Raw genomic sequence first — 16,428 nt, 5'->3', positions numbered from 1 at the left:
GCGGGCTCCTCACCATTAGGGTCTGATATCTCACCGCAAAACGCGACCTCATCCTGAGGGCCCGCCGTAGGCGGGCGTCTCGAAGGATGGGCCGCAGGCAAGCTGCCCGCCACGCTTTTCTTCATATGCGATAGCCCTACCCCACAAGGGGAGAGGGTGCAGCGTCAGTGCTGCGCCAGTCCTTTCCAGCGACCTTTGCTGCCTCCGCCAGCCTGAACCGCAGCGTGAACTCCGCGCCGCCGCCGGGAAGATTCTCCACCACAACCGTCGCCGCATGATCGTCCGCCACGCCGCGCACGATCGAGAGCCCGAGGCCGGCGCCGTCGCTGCGCTGACGGTCGGCGCGCCAGAAACGCTGGAAGATCAGATCGCGCTCGGCCTCCGCGATGCCGGGGCCGCAATCGCGCACGCGCACCGCACCGTCCTCGCACACCTCGACGTCGACGGAAGTGTCCTTTGCCGTGAACTTGATGGCGTTTTCCGCGAGGTTGAAGATCGCGCGCTGCAGCATCACGGAATTGCCGTGGATCAGCACCGGCGCGTCGGTGCCCCTCAGTGCGATGTCCTTGTGCTGCGCGATCGCAAACGGCGCGATCGAACCGACCACCTCGGTGCAGACCGCGCGCAGGTCGGCGGTCTCGCCGGGATCGAGCACCAGCGTGTCGAGCTCGGCGATCTCCAGCAGTTGGGCGACGATGCGGCTCATGGCTTCGATGTCGGCATGCAGCGCCTCTCTTGCCGCGCCGTCGCCGAGCGTCTCGATCCGCGTGCGCAGGATCGCGAGCGGCGTGCGCAACTGATGCGCGGCGTCCGCCGTGAACTGCCGCTGAACCCGAAAGCCGTCCTCGAGGCGGTCGAGCGCCTGGTTGACGGCAGTGACCAGCGGCATGATCTCGCGCGGGATCTGCTCGGTCGGCAGGCGAACGTGGGTTCGCGACGGGCCGATATTGCTGGCCTCCTCGGAGGCCTTCCACAGCGGGGCGACCGCGCGGCGGAAGATGATGATGTCGGTGGCGAGCAGGATCAGCAGGATCGGAATGGTGGTCCACCCGACGCGCCTGAAGAAATTCGAGACGATGTCGTCGATGATGACGTCGCGATGCGCGAGATCCTCGGCAACCCGGATGCGCACGGTCTTGCCGTCGATGGTCCGGGTGACGCCGGCGCCGGAGATCGTATCCGACAGACGCGGCGGCGCGGCGCCGGCCTTGCGGCGCGAGGAGAACAGCAAATGACCCTCGGCATCGCGAATGTCGTACTGGTAGCGGCCATAGGCTTCGGAATAGAGCCCCCTGAGGCTGTCCGGGAGATTGAACGTCAGCAGGCCGTCCGGCTGGGCGACGATGCGCTCGGCCAGCACCTCGGCCTGCGCGCGCATGGCATCGCGGTGCAGCTGGTCGATCTCCGAATTGAGCAGCCAGAACAGCAGCAGCGGCAGGAAGATCGCGACCACCGCAACCGCCACGATGTGCAGGAACACGATGCGCCAGATCAGCGATTTGAACGTCGGCGATCTGGCAGAGATCATGGCGCGGAATCCGGCGAGGGATCCGATCTGGACCACGCTATTTCTCCTCGGCCATGAGATAGCCGACGCCGCGGATGGTGTGGATCACGACCTTGGCGCCGTGCTCGGTGAGCTGCTTGCGCAGCCGCGAGACGTAGACCTCGACCGCGTTGGAGGCGACCTCGCCTTCGAGCCCGAAGATGTGGTCCTCGACGTTCTTCTTCGGCACCACCCGCCCCTGCCGGCGCAGCAGGATCTCGAGCACCGATGTCTCGCGCGCGGAGATGATCCGCGGCTGGTCGTCGACGAAGATCTGGCGGCTTTCGGTGTCGTAGACGAGGTTGGCGAGACTGAGCGAGCGGCCGAGCAGCTGGCCCGGCCGGCGCAGGATCGCCTCCAGCCGCGCCACCAGTTCCTCCATCGCAAACGGCTTTGCGAGATAGTCGTCGGCACCGCTGCGCAGGCCGTTGACGCGGTCCTGCAGGCCGCCGCGCGCAGTCAGCACCAGCACCGGCAGCGGCTCCATCTGCCGGCGCAGCTCGCGCAGCACCGACAGGCCGTCGCCGTCGGGAAGGCCCAGGTCGAGGATCATCGCCGCATAGCTGACGCTGCTCACCGCCTCGCGCGCTTCGGCCGCGCTGCCGACGATGTCGCTCTCGTAGCCGGCCGCCGCCAGCCCGCCGGCAACGAGCCGTGACAGCTCGGCATTGTCTTCGACGATCAGAAGCCGCATCGCATGTCCGCCGGATTTTGCGGGTCTCGCCGCGCGGCTCGCGCCGCTTGTCCGATCTCTTCCACCATTCCGGCCGCCTCGGCCAGCGAAAAAGCACCAGTCGGCCCGGTCGACCTGTTCCTGTCAGCTTTGTGTAAGAACCGCGCTCGAGGAATGGAGGGTCTTGCTTCGTCGGTCGAAGCTCATCGCCCCCCCTCGGGGTCGATGCAAAGGTCGAAAATTTCGGATTATACGATTATCACCGTTTGCCACTGTTTTGCCCGACGAGTCAAACGGCTTCGTTGCTGGCAAGATGGAATAGCGGCATGCCGCCGACGGCGACGGCGGAAGCGAAACCCTTCGCTCGGCCGGTTTCCGACCACGACGGTCTTCGTGCGCTTGATCCGGCCCCCGAATGCGGAGTTGCCCCCGATTGCGCGTCGATCATGCCTTTCCGCCGACCATCCCCGACGCATCAAGCCGTTAGCCGCCCTCACGGCGTTCGATGCCCTCGCCTCCGTCTACTGTGCATGGGGTTGTTTTCCAGATTTCTTGTGAGCCCCCGAGCGCGGTCGCAAAACCAAAGGCCCCGGGCTTTCGCTCCGGGGCCTTGCATGCGCGATGGGACGCGATCAGCTCTGCGAGTTGCGCGCCATGAAATTGTCGTAGCCGACCTCGGCGACCTGGAACCACTGGTAGCCGTTGTTCGAGAAGGACGTCAGCGAATCGTACACCTTCTTGAAGTCCGCGTTGGTCGACGAGACCTCGGTGTGCAACTCCTTTGCCGCCTTGAAGCAGGCCTGCATGATCTCGGGCGAGAACGGATGCAGCTTGGCGCCGGCGGCGAGCAAGCGGCGCAGCGCGGGCGGGTTGGACTGATCGTACTTCGCCATCATCCAGTTGTTGGCAAAGTGCCCCGCCTGCTCGAGGACGCTCTGATAGTGCTTTGGCAGCGCATTCCATTTGTCCTGGTTGACGAACGCGAGCAGCATCGGCCCGCCTTCCCACCAGCCCGGGAAGTAGTACTGCGGCGCCACCTTGACGAAACCGAGCTTCTCGTCGTCGTACGGTCCGACCCATTCGGCAGCGTCGATGGTGCCCTTCTCGAGCGCCGGGTAGATGTCGCCGCCGGCGATCTGCTGCGGCACCGCGCCGAGCTTCTGCAGCACGCGCCCCGCAAAGCCGCCGATGCGAAACTTCAGGCCGTTGAAGTCCTGAGGTACTTTGACTTCCTTGCGAAACCAGCCGCCCATCTGACAGCCGGTGTTGCCGGCGAGCAGCGAGACGACGTTGTACTTCTTGTAGAACTCGTTGAGGATTTCCCTGCCGCCTCCCAACATGTACCAGGCCTGATTGATGCGCATGTTCGGTCCGAACGGCACGGCCGAGCCGAAAGTAAAAGTCGGATCCTTGCCGAAATAATAATAGGACGCGGTGTGACCGATTTCGCAGGTGCCGTTCTGCACGGCATCGAGCACCTGGAGGCCCGGCACGATTTCACCGCCGGCGAAGGTCTGAATTTGAAATTTGTTGTCGGTCGCTTCCGCCACCATCTTGGCCATCATCTCGGCACCGCCATAGAGCGTGTCGAGCGATTTCGGCCAGCTCGTCGGCATGCGCCATTTGATCTCCGGCATCGACTGCGCGATTGCCGGCGCGGCAAACGTCGCGGCGCCAGCCGCACCAAGTCCCGTGACTTTAATGAAGTCTCTTCTTTTCATGATGTCCTACCCTGATGGATTGCGATTTGGGCCTTCTTGTCGAGGCCTGGGGTCCAGCATGGAACATTGCGTTGCCGATTTCCATCGTGATCGCACTGCGGCAAAGAAAAAGCCCGGCCTCCTGAGGAGGTCGGGCTTTGCCATTCTCGACTTTGGTCTAAGGGCGATCAGCCGCGGGTGCGCGAGCGGATCATGAAGCTGTCGTAGGTGTATTCGGCGACCTGCCACCACAGATACTCGTCGGAGCGGTAGGCCTGCATGGCGTCGATCGACTTCTTGAAGTCGGGGTTCTTGGCCGAGATCTCGCCCCACAATTCGTTGGTCGCCTTGAGGCAGGCTTCGAGCACTTCGTTGGTGAAGGGACGAAGCTGGGTGCCGCCGGCCACCAGACGCTTGAGCGCCGCGGGGTTCACCATGTCGTAGCGCGCGGCCATCCAGGTGTTGGTGTTGACGGTCGCGTTGGTGAGAATCGCCTGGTAGCTCTTCGGCAGCTCGTTCCACTTGTCGATGTTGGCGAAGGCGTGGACGGTCGGACCGCCCTCCCAGAAACCGGGATAATAGTAGTACTTGGCGACCTTGGCGAAGCCGAGCTTCTCGTCATCGTAGGGGCCGACCCATTCGGCGGCGTCGATGGTGCCCTTCTCGAGCGAGGGATAGATGTCGCCGCCCGCGAGCTGCTGCGGCACCACGCCGACCTTCTGGAGGACCTGGCCGGCAATGCCGCCGATGCGCATCTTCAGGCCGGAGAGATCGGCAACGGTCTTGATCTCCTTGCGAAACCAGCCGCCCATCTGGGTGCCGGTGTTGCCGCAGGGGAACCCGACGACGTTCGATTTCTTGAAGAACTCGTTGGCGAGCTCGTTGCCGCCGCCCTGATAAAGCCAGGAATTCTGCTGACGCGCGTTGAGGCCGAAGGGCACCGACGCGAAGATCGCGAACGTCGGGTCCTTGCCGACGTAGTAGTATGACACGGTGTGGCACATCTCGACCGTGCCCTTCTGCGTCGCATCCAGCGCCTGCAAACCGGGAACGATTTCACCCGCCTGGAAGACCTGGATCTGGAACTTGTTGTCGGTCATCTCGGCGACGTACTTCGCCAATTGCTCGGCGCCGCCATAGATCGTGTCGAGCGACTTCGGGAAGCTCGACGTCAGGCGCCACTTCACCTCGGGCGAGGACTGCGCGATCGCCGGCGAGGCCACCGCGGCGGTCGCCGCCGCGCCTGCTGCCGACACTTTCAGGAAATCACGACGCTTCATCTTCAGGTCTCTCCTTGTTGGGGCGTTCCCCTAACTTCCTCTTTGCCGCCGCTCATTCCGGCGACGCGTTTGGGCCGCGTCGAACCGAAGGGGCTTGACTGCGGTGGGCCTTTAACACGGACGCCCCGCTTTCGAAACGCGACATTGGCATGACGGGGCTCTACGAAAGTCGCATGTCTCCAACGGATGGCCGGAGCCGCCGGCTCAGGCCGCGGCGATGACGCCCTTGAGCTGGTCCCGGACCTGTCCCGCAATGGCGCGATAGATCGCCGCATGGGGACCGTCCGGCTCGCTGTCGACGACGGGGGTGCCGGCATCCGAGGTGGCGCGAATCGCCATATGCAGGGGGATCTCGCCGAGGAAAGGTACCCCAAGCTTTTCGGCCTCGTGGTGCGCGCCGCCATGGCCGAAAATATCCGATTTCGTGCCGCAATGCGGGCACTGGAAGTAGCTCATGTTCTCGACGATGCCGAGCACGGGGACGTTGACCTTCTTGAACATGGCAAGCCCCCGCCTTGCATCGATCAGGGACAGGTCCTGCGGGGTCGAGACGATCACGGCGCCCTTCAGGGGCACGTTCTGCGCCAGCGTGAGCTGGGCATCGCCGGTGCCCGGCGGCATGTCCACCACCAGCACATCGAGCTGGCCCCATTCGACGTCGCGCAGCATCTGCGTCACCGCCGACATCACCATCGGACCGCGCCAGATCATCGCGGTCTCTTCCTCCACCAGGAAGCCGATCGACATGATGGCGAGGCCGAAACGGCGGAGCGGAATCATCTTGCGCTCGGCGTTCAGCTCCGGCTTGGCGTGCAGGCCGGTCAGCCGCGGCACCGACGGGCCGTAGATGTCGGCATCGAGCAGCCCGACCTTGAGGCCGAGGTCGCGCAGGCCCAGCGCCAGATTGAGCGCGGTGGTCGACTTGCCGACGCCACCCTTGCCCGAGGCGACCGCGATGACCGCGGCGACGCCCGGAATCTCGGACTGGCGCGCCATCGGCGACCCGCCGCCCTGCGGCGGTTTGTGGGCATGGACCGGCTGCACGCCCGGCGTGCCCCGGCTTGGCGTTGGCGGCGGTAGTGGCGCGGCGCCGACCTTACGCTCGGCGGTCAGCGCCACCATCACGGTGGTGACGCCGGGAATGGCGCGCACCGCGGCCTCGGCTTCGGCCCGGACCGATTCCCAGGCCCGCGCCTCGGCGGCATCGACATTGATCGAGAAGAACACCTTGCCGTCGGCGGCGCTGATCGCGCTCAGCACATTGGCGTTGGCGAGCGCGACCCCGCGGGGCGACTTGATCCTGGCGAGGCTGTCGAGAACCTGTTGCTGCGTCACGCTCAAAGCGCATCTCCTGAACAGAGCATGATCCGGAAAAGTGTGGAGCGGTTTTCCGACCAGATCATGCTCAAGGCTTTAGGATGCCCCATTAGAGCGGAAACGGCCAAAAGGCTACTGCCTGCCGATATCGTCAGCCATCTCGGCGGGCGCCCCGCCCTGCTCCCGGGCTGCCTCATAGTTGAGCTCGATCATGACCCCGTTGGGGTCGTGGACGAAGATCTGCCAGAGGTCGCCGCCGGGCACCTGGCGCGAGTCGAACTTCATGCCCTTGGAGGCCAGACGCTGCTTCATCCCGTCGAAGCCGCGGCTGACGAAGGCGACATGGTGGACAACGCCGGAATCCGGCTTTTGTGGCTCGGCGGTCGGCGAAATATCGACGAGGTGCACCACCGGCTTGCCCTCGCTGTACATCCAGGCGCCCGGGAAGGCGAAATTCGGCCGGGCGCCTTTTTCCAGCCCCAGCACGTCCTCGTAGAAGCGGACGGTCTCGGCCAGATTCCGGGTCCGGATGTTGAAATGATCGAGCACGCCGACGCTCACGCCGCCCAAACCCTTGCCCATGCTTTCGCTCCCTTTTTTGAAGTCCTTGGGTCCGTCATCCTAGCACAGGGGGCCCTTCAACGAAGCCGTTGCCCTCCGGGCTCAAGCGTTTATGGTGCGCCCGATCCGCCCCGTGGCGGAACCCCAAAAGATACCGCCTGGCGCCTCTCGCCCGGCCAAAACCGTAAAACCCAAACTACGGACAAGGTACCACACATGGCTAAAGTCGCTTTCCTCGGTCTCGGCGTGATGGGCTTCCCCATGGCCGGACACCTCGTGAAAAAAGGGGGCCATGAGGTCACCGTCTACAACCGCACCGCGGCCAAGGCGAAGGAATGGGCGGACAAGTTCGGCGGCAAGACCGCGGCGACCCCGAAGGCCGCCGCCGAGGGCCAGGATTTCGTGATGTGCTGCGTCGGCAACGACAACGATCTGCGCGCCGTCACGATCGGCGCCGACGGTGCGTTCGCCGGCATGAAGAAGGGTGCGACCTTCGTCGACCACACCACCGCGTCCGCCGAGGTCGCTCGCGAACTCGATGCAGCCGCGGCCAAGGCCGGCTTCAAGTTCATAGACGCCCCGGTCTCCGGCGGCCAGGCCGGCGCCGAGAACGGCGTGCTGACGGTGATGTGCGGCGGTGCGCAGGACGCCTATGCCGGCGCCGAGCCGATCATCACAGGCGCCTATGCGCGGATGTGCAAATTGCTCGGACCCGCGGGCTCCGGCCAGCTGACCAAGATGGTCAACCAGATCTGCATCGCCGGCCTCGTGCAGGGCCTGTCCGAGGGTATTCACTTCGCCAAGAGGAGTGGCCTCGACGTCGCGGCCGTGATCGAAACCATCTCAAAGGGCGCCGCGCAGTCCTGGCAGATGGAGAACCGCTACAAGACCATGAACGAGGACAAGTACGATTTCGGCTTCGCCGTCGAATGGATGCGCAAGGATCTCTCGATCTCGCTGGCCGAAGCCCGTCGCAACGGCGCCAATCTGCCGGTGACCGCGCTGGTCGACCAGTTCTACGCCGAGGTCGAAAAGATGGGCGGCAAGCGCTGGGATACGTCGAGCCTGCTCGCGCGCCTTAATCGCTGACCCCTGACGATTTGGCCCTGCCTTGTTGATCGCGATCGCCGCCATTTTCGTCCTCGCCTATGCGGCGATCGCGCTCGAGCACCCGATCGGGGTCAACAAGAGCGCGTCCGCACTGCTCGGTGCGGGCCTGCTCTGGAGTGTCTACGCGATCGCGACCGGCGACCACGCCCTGGTCGGCCGCCAACTCGACGAGTCCGTCGGCTCCACCGCGCAGATCGTGTTCTTCCTGATCGGCGCCATGACCATCGTCGAGGTGATCGACGCCCATGACGGTTTCGAGGTCATCACCTCGCTGATTCGCACCACCAGCCAGGTGGCGCTGATCTGGCTGATCGGCTTCGTGACGTTCTTCCTGAGCGCGATCCTGGACAATCTGACGACCACCATCGTCATGATCTCGCTGATCCAGAAGCTGATCGCCCGCCGCGACGACCGCCTGCTGTTCGCCTCCCTCATCGTCATCGCCGCCAATGCGGGCGGCGCGTGGACCGTGATCGGCGACGTCACCACGACCATGCTGTGGATCGGCGGGCAGATCTCGCCGGTGAAGATCATGGGCGCGGTATTCCTGCCCTCGCTTCTCAACCTGCTCGTGCCGCTCGTGTTCGTCAGTTTTTCGCTCAGGGGCAAGACCATCGCGCCGCCGACGAAGGACACCGGACTGCTCGCCGTCGATCGGTTCGAGCGCAATTTGATGTTCTATCTCGGGCTCGGCACGCTGATCGCGGTGCCGGCGTTCAAGGCGGTCACGCATCTGGCGCCGTTCATGGGTATCCTGTTCGGGCTCGGCGTGCTCTGGCTGGTCGGCGAGATCGTGCACCGGCACAAGGAGGAGCATGTGCGCCAGCCCCTCACGCTCGTGCACGCGCTGGCACGGATCGACATGAGCTCGGTCGTGTTCTTCGTCGGCATCCTGCTCGCGGTCGCCTGCCTCGAGCATGCCGGCCTGCTGTCCATGCTGGCCAAATGGCTCGACGCCACGCTCGGCCGCCAGGACATCATCGTCATCGTGCTCGGCCTGCTCAGCGCTATCATCGACAACGTGCCACTGGTCGCCGCGACCATGGGCATGTACGACCTCGCGCATTATCCGCCCGACAGCTTCATCTGGGAGTTCATCGCCTATTGCGCCGGCACCGGTGGTTCGATCCTGATCATCGGCTCGGCCGCCGGCGTCGCCGCCATGGGACTCGAGCGCATCGAGTTCCTCTGGTACGCCCGCCGCATCGCCGTTCCCGCGCTCGCCGGCTATCTGGCGGGAGCCGTGGTGTACATCGCGCAGCACGCGGCGCTGCATTGAACGGCGCTGGCCGGCCCCAAATTAACGCCGGGTTAACGTAATTCTTTAGCTCCTTAAGTCACCTCTTAAGGATTTCTTGCCAGAGATAGACAATGCAGAAGGCCCGCGTCCGGCGTGGGCAGGAATCGTGTTGCTTGATGAGTAACCCCGCTGAAAAGCCTGAGGTAGTGCAGCTTCCGGCCGAGCCGATAAGCGCTCCATCGGCGAGCAGCCGAAGGGCTGCGGCGCAACGGGTGCGCGAGGCCCGCGACAAGTTAACGTCGACCAGCGGAACCCGGCCGGCCTTCGACGCCGATATGCTGCGCCAATACGCCCAGACGCGGCTGTCGGCCTCCTACGTCGTGATGCTGCTGGTGGTTGCCACCGGCGTGCTGTTCGGGCTGTGGATGCAGCCGATCCCGGCCGCGGCCTGGACCGCCGGCATGCTCTGCATCCACGCCGCGATGATCCGCAGCTGCCACCGCTTTCTGGCCGAGCCCGCCTCGCCCGCGGCAACGCGCGCATGGCGGACGCGCTTCGTCGTGCTCGACCTGCTCTATGGCCTGTGCTGGATGGCCATCCTGATCCATCCCGTGCTCGACATGGTCACGGAAACGCTGATGATGTTCCTGATGCTGCTGGTGATCGCGGTATCGAGCATGCTGGCCGCCAATCTTCCGATCGCGGCCCTCGCCGCCACTGCGCCGGTGGCGGTCGCGATGGCCCTCAGCTTCCTGATGACCGGTTCGCTGGACAATTACATCCTGGCGGCGCTCGCGCTCGCGGCTGAAGGCTATTTCGTGCTGCTGGCGCACCGCCTGCATTCCTCGACCTTCGCCACGCTCGAGGCGCGCGCCGAGAAGGACGCATTGATCGGCGAACTCGAACAGGCCAAGGCGATCTCGGACGAAGCGCGTCACCGTGCCGAATCCGCCAACGTCGCCAAATCGCGCTTCCTCGCGCAGATGAGCCACGAGTTGCGCACGCCGCTGAACGCGATCCTCGGTTTCTCCGAGGTGATGAAAAGCGAGATTTTTGGCGCACATGCAGTGCCGGTCTACAAGGAGTACTCGGCGGACATCCACAATTCCGGCGTGCACCTGCTCAACCTCATCAACGAGATCCTCGATCTTTCAAGGATCGAGGCCGGCCGTTACGAACTCAACGAGGAAGCGGTGTCGCTGGTCGGCATCGTCGCTGACTGCCATCATTTGATGAAGCTGCGCGCATCGAGCCGCGGCATCACCATCCACGAGGTGTTCGAGCAGGCCATGCCGCGGCTCTGGGCCGACGAGCGCGCGATCCGACAGGTCGTGCTCAACCTCCTCTCCAACTCGATCAAGTTCACCCCGCAGGGCGGCGAGATCTGGCTCAAGGCCGGCTGGACCGCCTCAGGCGGACAATATCTGTCGGTGAAGGATTCCGGCTCCGGCATCCCCGAGGATGAAATCCCGGTCGTGCTCGCCTCGTTCGGCCAGGGCTCCAACTCGATCAAATCGGCCGAACAGGGCGCAGGCCTGGGTCTGCCGATCGCAAAGAACCTGATCGACCTGCATGGCGGCACGTTCACGCTGAAATCGAAGCTGCGCATCGGCACCGAAGTGATCGTCACCTTCCCGCCGGAGCGCGTGATGAGCGCGCTGGCGCCGATGTCGGATGATTCTCCACCGCTCCAGCCGGAGAGTTCCGCGGTAGCCGACGAGAAGCGACGGCCGCGCCATCGGCCGATCATGAGCGCAGGTACGGGCTCTTAAACACATGCTTGCAGACATGCCCGACGATCCTTCACTATGTCCAAATGAGCAAAGAAACGCCGTGCGTCGCCGTCTGCATGATCGATCCCAAGACCAGGCTGTGCTTCGGTTGCGGCCGGACCTTGCCGGAGATCGCGCGCTGGCACGCCATGGAAAGCGCGGAACGGCTGGCGCTCATGGCGCTGTTGCCGGCGCGCATGACGGACGCCGGACTTGCGCCGATCGTGGGATTGCCGAAGCGCGCCTGACCGACCTGCGTGACTTCGGAGGCGTTCGATGATCCGCTTCCTGCTCGTTCTCATCATGCTCGCCTGCACGGCAGGTGCCGTCGTCGCCTATGGCGATCCCGATCAGATCGCGCGCGCGAGCAACAAGGTCTCGCACCTGTTTCGCGCGCAAATCGCTTCCCCGGCCCCAGCCGTGCAGATCCAGCGCGGCCAAGGCGGCGAGTTCGCGCTGCGTGCGAAAATCAACGGCGTCGCCGCACCGATGGTGATCGACACCGGTGCGACCTCCGTGGTGCTGACCTGGGAGACCGCGAAAGCGATCGGACTGCCGCTCGAGATGCTCGAATACGACGTCGATCTCGAAACGGCGGGCGGCCACACCAAGGCGGCCCGCCTGACGCTCGACCGTCTCTCCGTCGGCCATCTCGTCGAGAAATCCGTGCCGGCCCTTGTCGTGCAGCGCGGGCAGATGAAGACCAATCTGCTCGGCATGAGCTTTCTCGACCGCCTCGAGAGCTGGGGCGTGCGCGCCGACAAGCTGATGCTCACAGGCTATCCGGAACTCCAAGGCAGCCGCCGCCGCTCGCGCATCGCGGTCGACTAATCCGTCACGAGGACTCGATCCTGCCTCCAGGCATCGGGCAGTGCGCTGCGAAAGCAAGCAAGTGTGGCATTCGCGCTATTTACAAACCGTCTAGTCGGTTTATAACGGGCGTATTCCCGGATCAGGGTTGGATGAGTGCTGCTCCCTTGAGGATGCGGCCGAGTGGGAGATCGAGAAATATGATTGCGAGAGCCGCCTTACGCCGCACGATCTGCGCCCTGCCGTTTGCGACGGCGTTCGCCGCAGGCAGCGCCTGCGCTGCGGACCTGTCACCGCGCTATGCAGCGCCATCCGCCTCCTACACTGCGCCGCAGCCGGTCTATTCCTGGACAGGTCTCTATGCGGGCCTCAACGCCGGCTATGCCGAGAGCGGCGACGACGCCTTCAACAATCTCGTCGGCACCAGCGGCGGCAAGGTCAAGGGCGCCGTGGGCGGCGTGCAGATCGGCTACAACTACCAGTTCTCGCCGATGTTTGTGGTCGGCATCGAGAACGACTTCGAGGGCGGAGACATCAAGAACCACGACGCGCTCAACAGCGCCGCGGTCAGCCTGCCCTGGTACATGACCGGCCGCGCCCGCGCCGGCATTGCGACGATGGATTCACGCCTGTTGTTGTTCGGGACCGCGGGTCTTGCCACCGGTGAATTGAAGGACGGCCCGATCAACAAGATGAAGATGGGCTGGACCGCGGGCGGCGGCGTCGAATGGGCGTTCCTGCCGAAATGGTCGGCCAAGGCCGAGTATCTCTACACCGCGTTCAAGCACGACGATTTGCCGGACTGGAACGCCGCCAAATTCCACAGCTTCCGCGTCGGAGTGAACTATCACTTCGACCTGTTCCGCTGAGACGGATCGCGAAGAGCCGGATTTCTATCCGACTCTTCACGTGATTGCGGCTAGGCCGCGGCCTCAGCCGGCGCACGCGCACCGACACGCGAGATCGCATCGCGAAGCACCTCGAGGCCGGCGCCCGGCTTCACCCCCTGCTCGGCAAGATGGCGGCGAAAGGCGCGCGCGCCCGGCACGGCGTGGAATGCGCCGACGAAATGGCGCGTCACGGAGTGCAGCCGCGTGCCGCGGGCGAGCTGTTGCTCGATATAGGGCATCATCGCCTCGAGCGCGTCTTGCATGCTCGCATGCGGTGCCGCCTCGCCGAAGATGTCTTGATCCACGGAGAGAAGACGCCATGGCTCCTGATAGGCGGCGCGGCCGAGCATCACGCCGTCGACATGCTCGAGATGCGCTTTGGCCTCGTCGATGCCCGGGATACCACCGTTGATGATGACAGGAACCCCGGGCATCGTGCGCTTGAGGCGATACACGCGATCGTAGTCCAGCGGCGGGATGTCGCGGTTCTCCTTCGGCGACAGGCCGTTGAGCCACGCTTTCCGTGCATGGACGATCAGCGCGTCGCAGCCGGAGGCGACCACCGCGCGCGCAAGCGTATCGAGCGCGACTTCCGGATCCTGGTCGTCGATGCCAATGCGGCACTTCACGGTGACGGGCACGGCAACCGTACGTTTCATCGCCTCGACGCACCTCGCCACGAGATCAGGCTCCGCCATGAGACAAGCGCCGAAGCGGCCATCCTTCACACGATCGGAGGGGCAGCCGACATTGAGATTGATCTCGTCATAGCCACAGGCCTCGCCGATCCGCGAGGCCTCAGCGAGATCGCGTGGATCCGAGCCGCCGAGCTGCAGCGCGACCGGATGCTCCGTCGCGTCGAAGCCAAGCAGCCGCTCCCGGTCGCCGTGGAGAATGGCGCCCGTCGTCAGCATCTCCGTATAGAGCAGCGCCCGCCGCGTCAGATGACGATGGAACACCCGACAATGCCGGTCGGTCCAATCCATCATGGGCGCCACGGAAAAGAGATAGTCTTTTGATTTCAATTATTTAACCTTATATCCTCAATAGGATCAACCCGAAACATGTGCACTCCAAACTAGCCGAAATTGCACACGTTTAGTACTTCGTGTTTCAGAACAAGTTCGTCAGCCTCGCCAGCCTTTGTGCGGACCTGCATGCCGAGATCGTGGACGCCCCTCCCTACGAACGCCTAGCTTTTTCTGCTGACGGCGAAGACGTCGGGCCGCTCGAAGCCGCCTGGGGATGGGACGTGGTGAGAAGCCAACAGTTCCTCCGCAAGCCTAGATGCTGCGATAATACTCGATACATGAAAGATCAGGCATTATTCCGAGCTCCCGTGTCTGGTCCAATTCAACCGTGCCTCCGCTCACATTGGTGATCGGGCCACAAAACAGATCGCGCAACGGTTCATTATTCGCATCACCTTCCAGCCAGCCCTCTCCTCCCACGCCGGCCAGCAGATGCGCAGTCGGTTCCGCGATCGGTGGTGAGGCGGAACCGCTTGCGACCGACGTCGGACGGGCACGAACAGCAATTCGATCCCGCCACGATGCTCGATGTGGTGGAGACGGCGCGCCTAGTCCGCGTCGTTGTAACTGCCGATGATGCCGTGAAGCCGTAACGTTCACGATGTTCGCCCGCAATTGACCTGGCGCTCGCCTACCGGACCGTCGCCGACACCTCCTTCGACGTCACAAGTATGACCTCGCCATCCAGGATGGGCTTGGCGATCCCGAAGAAGGTCGCGACGACGGCCGAGCCGTTGTGGCGATCCATCGCGGCCTTGTCGGCGAAGCGTTCATAGGTCGTGAAAACGCACGGGTCTTCCTCGCTCTGCGAGATAAAGAAACCGATCGTCTCCGGCTCGTTGGCGGCGACATGCGTCGCGACGGCGACAAGCGCATCGCGCATCACGACGTCATGTCCGGACTTTGCCCTGATGACGGCAGTGATCGTGATCATCAGAATTTCTTCCAGTCGCCATCGGCTTCAAACGCGCTCGCCGCCTGATAGATGGTTGCCTCGTCGTAATCCTTCGCAATCAGCATCAAGCCGACCGGCAGGCCATCCGAAAGGCCGCAGGGGATGCTCATCGCCGGATGGCCGGTGACATCGAACGGACTGGTCGTGGCCGTCATCTCGAAGGCGCGCTGGACGATCTCGGCGAGCGGCGCGCCCTTGGCCGGAATCGGTGTCGCAACACACGGCAGGGTCGGCATCAGCAACAGATCGTAGGATCCGAACACGGCGTCATAGGCAGCCTTGGCGGCGATCGCGATGTTGCGCGACTTGGCGTAATAGCGGCCGCGATAATGGCTGACGCCCCACTGCCCGACCAGCATGGTGAGCTTGAGCGTCTCCGACAGATCGTCGGCGCGGTTGCGCCAGCTGGAATGGGCGTCGAGCAGACCGACGTCATAGAGCCCCTTCCAATTGAAGCCCATGCCGTTGCCGATCATCATCTGGACCAGGAAACCTTCCAGCGTGATCGGGTTCCAGGCGGCGAGCGCGTGCAAATGCTCCGGTATCGAAACCTCCGACACGCTCGCGCCGAGCTTGGCGAATCGTTCTGCGCCCGCCTTGACCTTCTCGACGACGCCCTCCTGCATGTTCGACACGGCGAAGCCCTCCTTGAGGATACCGATCTTCATGCCCTTGACGCCCTTGCGGAGCATTTCCGTGTAGCTCGTGACTTTCGGCGCATACTGGCGCGGGTCAAATCCGTCGGGCCCGGCGAGCACCTCCAGCAGCAGCGCATTGTCGGCGACGTTGGCCGTCATCGGACCAGTGTGGTCGATGGTGGACTCGATCGGCATCACGCCCGTATAGGGCACGAGTCCGTGCGTCGCCTTCATACCGTAAATGCCGCAATAGGACGCGGGGATGCGGATCGAGCCGCCCTGGTCGCCGCCGATCGACATGTCGACCTCGCCGGCCGCGACCAGTGCAGCGCTTCCCGAGGACGAACCGCCCGCCGAATAACCCATCTTGAGTGGGTTGTGGACCGGTGCAGGATGGGAGGTATGGCTGCCGCCCGACAGGCAGAAATGCTCACATACGGCCTTGCCGACGATGGTGCCGCCGGCGTCGAGAATGCGGGTGACGATGGTCGCGTCGGCGACGGGAATGAAGCCTTCCAATGTCGTCGAACCGTTCATCATGGGGACGCCGGCCAGCGCGACGTTGTCCTTCAGCACGACGGTTCGGCCAGCGAGCTTGCCGCTCGACGCGCCCTTGACCTCGGTCTTGATCGCCCAGGCGTTGTACTTGTTGTCCTTCGGCATCGGCTTGGCGCCCGGCGTGCGCGGATATTTGACCGGCGGCAGCGGGTTAGGCAGCTCGTCGACGACGTCATAGGCGTCGAACATTCCACCCATCAGTGACAGATATTCTCCGGCCTCCTCGACCGACATGTTCATGTGCAGGCTCGCAGCGAGCTCGGCGACGTCTTCGGCATTCGGGCGTTTGATGGACATGAGTCATCCTTTCTTGTGAGGACAAGCTGGTGGCAACAGAAATCAGCGAT

At 64.0% G+C, this 16,428-nt stretch carries 15 protein-coding genes; 6 read left to right on the top strand and 9 right to left on the bottom strand.

Translation table 11 applies throughout. The features are described 5' to 3' along the window. Positions 1-136: 136 nt before the first annotated feature. The 6 genes from JQ572_RS12410 to JQ572_RS12385 all read right to left on the bottom strand — a co-directional run bounded on the left by JQ572_RS12410 (position 137) and on the right by JQ572_RS12385 (position 7,098). Positions 137-1,528, bottom strand: coding sequence for a sensor histidine kinase (locus JQ572_RS12410; protein WP_249128963.1), 1,392 nt, complete (start codon positions 1,526-1,528; stop codon positions 137-139). A 37-nt stretch (positions 1,529-1,565) separates the two neighbouring features. Continuing rightward, a complete protein-coding gene (locus tag JQ572_RS12405; protein WP_211383285.1) occupies positions 1,566-2,240 on the bottom strand; it encodes a response regulator transcription factor in 675 nt (224 codons plus the stop codon). 611 nt (positions 2,241-2,851) lie between these two features. Then, on the bottom strand, positions 2,852-3,940 hold the full coding sequence (locus JQ572_RS12400; RefSeq protein ID WP_211383284.1) for a TRAP transporter substrate-binding protein: 1,089 nt from the start codon (positions 3,938-3,940) through the stop codon (positions 2,852-2,854). A 167-nt stretch (positions 3,941-4,107) separates the two neighbouring features. Continuing rightward, a complete protein-coding gene (locus JQ572_RS12395; RefSeq protein ID WP_211383283.1) occupies positions 4,108-5,199 on the bottom strand; it encodes a TRAP transporter substrate-binding protein in 1,092 nt (363 codons plus the stop codon). 204 nt (positions 5,200-5,403) lie between these two features. After that, positions 5,404-6,540 carry an Mrp/NBP35 family ATP-binding protein gene (locus JQ572_RS12390; RefSeq protein ID WP_211383282.1) on the bottom strand — a complete coding sequence of 379 codons (1,137 nt, stop codon included), beginning with the start codon at positions 6,538-6,540 and terminating at the stop codon, positions 5,404-5,406. A 108-nt stretch (positions 6,541-6,648) separates the two neighbouring features. Further along, positions 6,649-7,098: a VOC family protein gene (locus JQ572_RS12385; RefSeq protein ID WP_249128962.1), complete on the bottom strand. Its 450-nt coding sequence runs from the start codon at positions 7,096-7,098 to the stop codon at positions 6,649-6,651. Between the two features lie 195 nt (positions 7,099-7,293). Between JQ572_RS12385 and JQ572_RS12380 the strand changes: the two genes are divergently transcribed. The 6 genes from JQ572_RS12380 (at position 7,294) to JQ572_RS12355 (ending at position 12,878) form a co-directional block, all read left to right on the top strand. Then, positions 7,294-8,166: an NAD(P)-dependent oxidoreductase gene (locus JQ572_RS12380; RefSeq protein WP_211383281.1), complete on the top strand. Its 873-nt coding sequence runs from the start codon at positions 7,294-7,296 to the stop codon at positions 8,164-8,166. 22 nt (positions 8,167-8,188) lie between these two features. Beyond that, entirely contained in the window at positions 8,189-9,466 is a 1,278-nt protein-coding gene (gene nhaD / locus JQ572_RS12375) for a sodium:proton antiporter NhaD (RefSeq protein ID WP_211383280.1), read from the top strand. 137 nt (positions 9,467-9,603) lie between these two features. Beyond that, positions 9,604-11,199 carry a sensor histidine kinase gene (locus JQ572_RS12370; protein WP_211383279.1) on the top strand — a complete coding sequence of 532 codons (1,596 nt, stop codon included), beginning with the start codon at positions 9,604-9,606 and terminating at the stop codon, positions 11,197-11,199. 44 nt (positions 11,200-11,243) lie between these two features. Next, a complete protein-coding gene (locus JQ572_RS12365) occupies positions 11,244-11,447 on the top strand; it encodes a DUF1289 domain-containing protein (RefSeq protein ID WP_211383278.1) in 204 nt (67 codons plus the stop codon). Between the two features lie 28 nt (positions 11,448-11,475). Next, the gene (locus JQ572_RS12360) at positions 11,476-12,030 is read left to right on the top strand and encodes a TIGR02281 family clan AA aspartic protease (RefSeq protein WP_211383277.1); all 555 of its coding nucleotides are present in this window, start codon (positions 11,476-11,478) and stop codon (positions 12,028-12,030) included. Between the two features lie 179 nt (positions 12,031-12,209). Further along, entirely contained in the window at positions 12,210-12,878 is a 669-nt protein-coding gene (locus tag JQ572_RS12355; protein WP_211383276.1) for an outer membrane protein, read from the top strand. Positions 12,879-12,928: 50 nt separating this feature from the next. On the opposite strand, the gene dusA is transcribed toward JQ572_RS12355, so the two are convergent. From dusA to JQ572_RS12340, 3 genes are all read right to left on the bottom strand, one after another. Further along, positions 12,929-13,924, bottom strand: a complete 996-nt coding sequence (gene dusA, locus JQ572_RS12350; protein ID WP_211383275.1) for a tRNA dihydrouridine(20/20a) synthase DusA — start codon at positions 13,922-13,924, stop codon at positions 12,929-12,931. 637 nt (positions 13,925-14,561) lie between these two features. Next, on the bottom strand, positions 14,562-14,864 hold the full coding sequence (locus JQ572_RS12345) for a putative quinol monooxygenase (RefSeq protein ID WP_211383274.1): 303 nt from the start codon (positions 14,862-14,864) through the stop codon (positions 14,562-14,564). Further along, a complete protein-coding gene (locus tag JQ572_RS12340) occupies positions 14,864-16,378 on the bottom strand; it encodes an amidase (RefSeq protein WP_211383273.1) in 1,515 nt (504 codons plus the stop codon). The genes JQ572_RS12345 and JQ572_RS12340 overlap by 1 nt, the downstream gene beginning before the upstream one ends. Positions 16,379-16,428 lie beyond the last annotated feature (50 nt).

The organism is Bradyrhizobium sp. SZCCT0153 (assembly GCF_018129995.1).
Lineage (GTDB): Bacteria > Pseudomonadota > Alphaproteobacteria > Rhizobiales > Xanthobacteraceae > Bradyrhizobium > Bradyrhizobium japonicum_G.
This window is presented reverse-complemented; position numbering and strand designations above follow the sequence as displayed.

Excerpts from the sequence above, each read along its gene's own strand:
- JQ572_RS12410 (WP_249128963.1), bottom strand. The coding sequence starts at position 1,528 with ATGATCTCTGCCAGATCGCCGACGTTCAAATCGCTGATCTGGCGCATC.
- JQ572_RS12395 (WP_211383283.1), bottom strand. The coding sequence starts at position 5,199 with ATGAAGCGTCGTGATTTCCTGAAAGTGTCGGCAGCAGGCGCGGCGGCG.
- JQ572_RS12355 (WP_211383276.1), top strand. The coding sequence starts at position 12,210 with ATGATTGCGAGAGCCGCCTTACGCCGCACGATCTGCGCCCTGCCGTTT.
- JQ572_RS12405 (WP_211383285.1), bottom strand. The coding sequence starts at position 2,240 with ATGCGGCTTCTGATCGTCGAAGACAATGCCGAGCTGTCACGGCTCGTT.
- JQ572_RS12340 (WP_211383273.1), bottom strand. The coding sequence starts at position 16,378 with ATGTCCATCAAACGCCCGAATGCCGAAGACGTCGCCGAGCTCGCTGCG.
- JQ572_RS12360 (WP_211383277.1), top strand. The coding sequence starts at position 11,476 with ATGATCCGCTTCCTGCTCGTTCTCATCATGCTCGCCTGCACGGCAGGT.
- JQ572_RS12380 (WP_211383281.1), top strand. The coding sequence starts at position 7,294 with ATGGCTAAAGTCGCTTTCCTCGGTCTCGGCGTGATGGGCTTCCCCATG.
- JQ572_RS12370 (WP_211383279.1), top strand. The coding sequence starts at position 9,604 with ATGAGTAACCCCGCTGAAAAGCCTGAGGTAGTGCAGCTTCCGGCCGAG.
- JQ572_RS12365 (WP_211383278.1), top strand. The coding sequence starts at position 11,244 with ATGAGCAAAGAAACGCCGTGCGTCGCCGTCTGCATGATCGATCCCAAG.
- JQ572_RS12385 (WP_249128962.1), bottom strand. The coding sequence starts at position 7,098 with ATGGGCAAGGGTTTGGGCGGCGTGAGCGTCGGCGTGCTCGATCATTTC.
- JQ572_RS12400 (WP_211383284.1), bottom strand. The coding sequence starts at position 3,940 with ATGAAAAGAAGAGACTTCATTAAAGTCACGGGACTTGGTGCGGCTGGC.
- JQ572_RS12345 (WP_211383274.1), bottom strand. The coding sequence starts at position 14,864 with ATGATCACGATCACTGCCGTCATCAGGGCAAAGTCCGGACATGACGTC.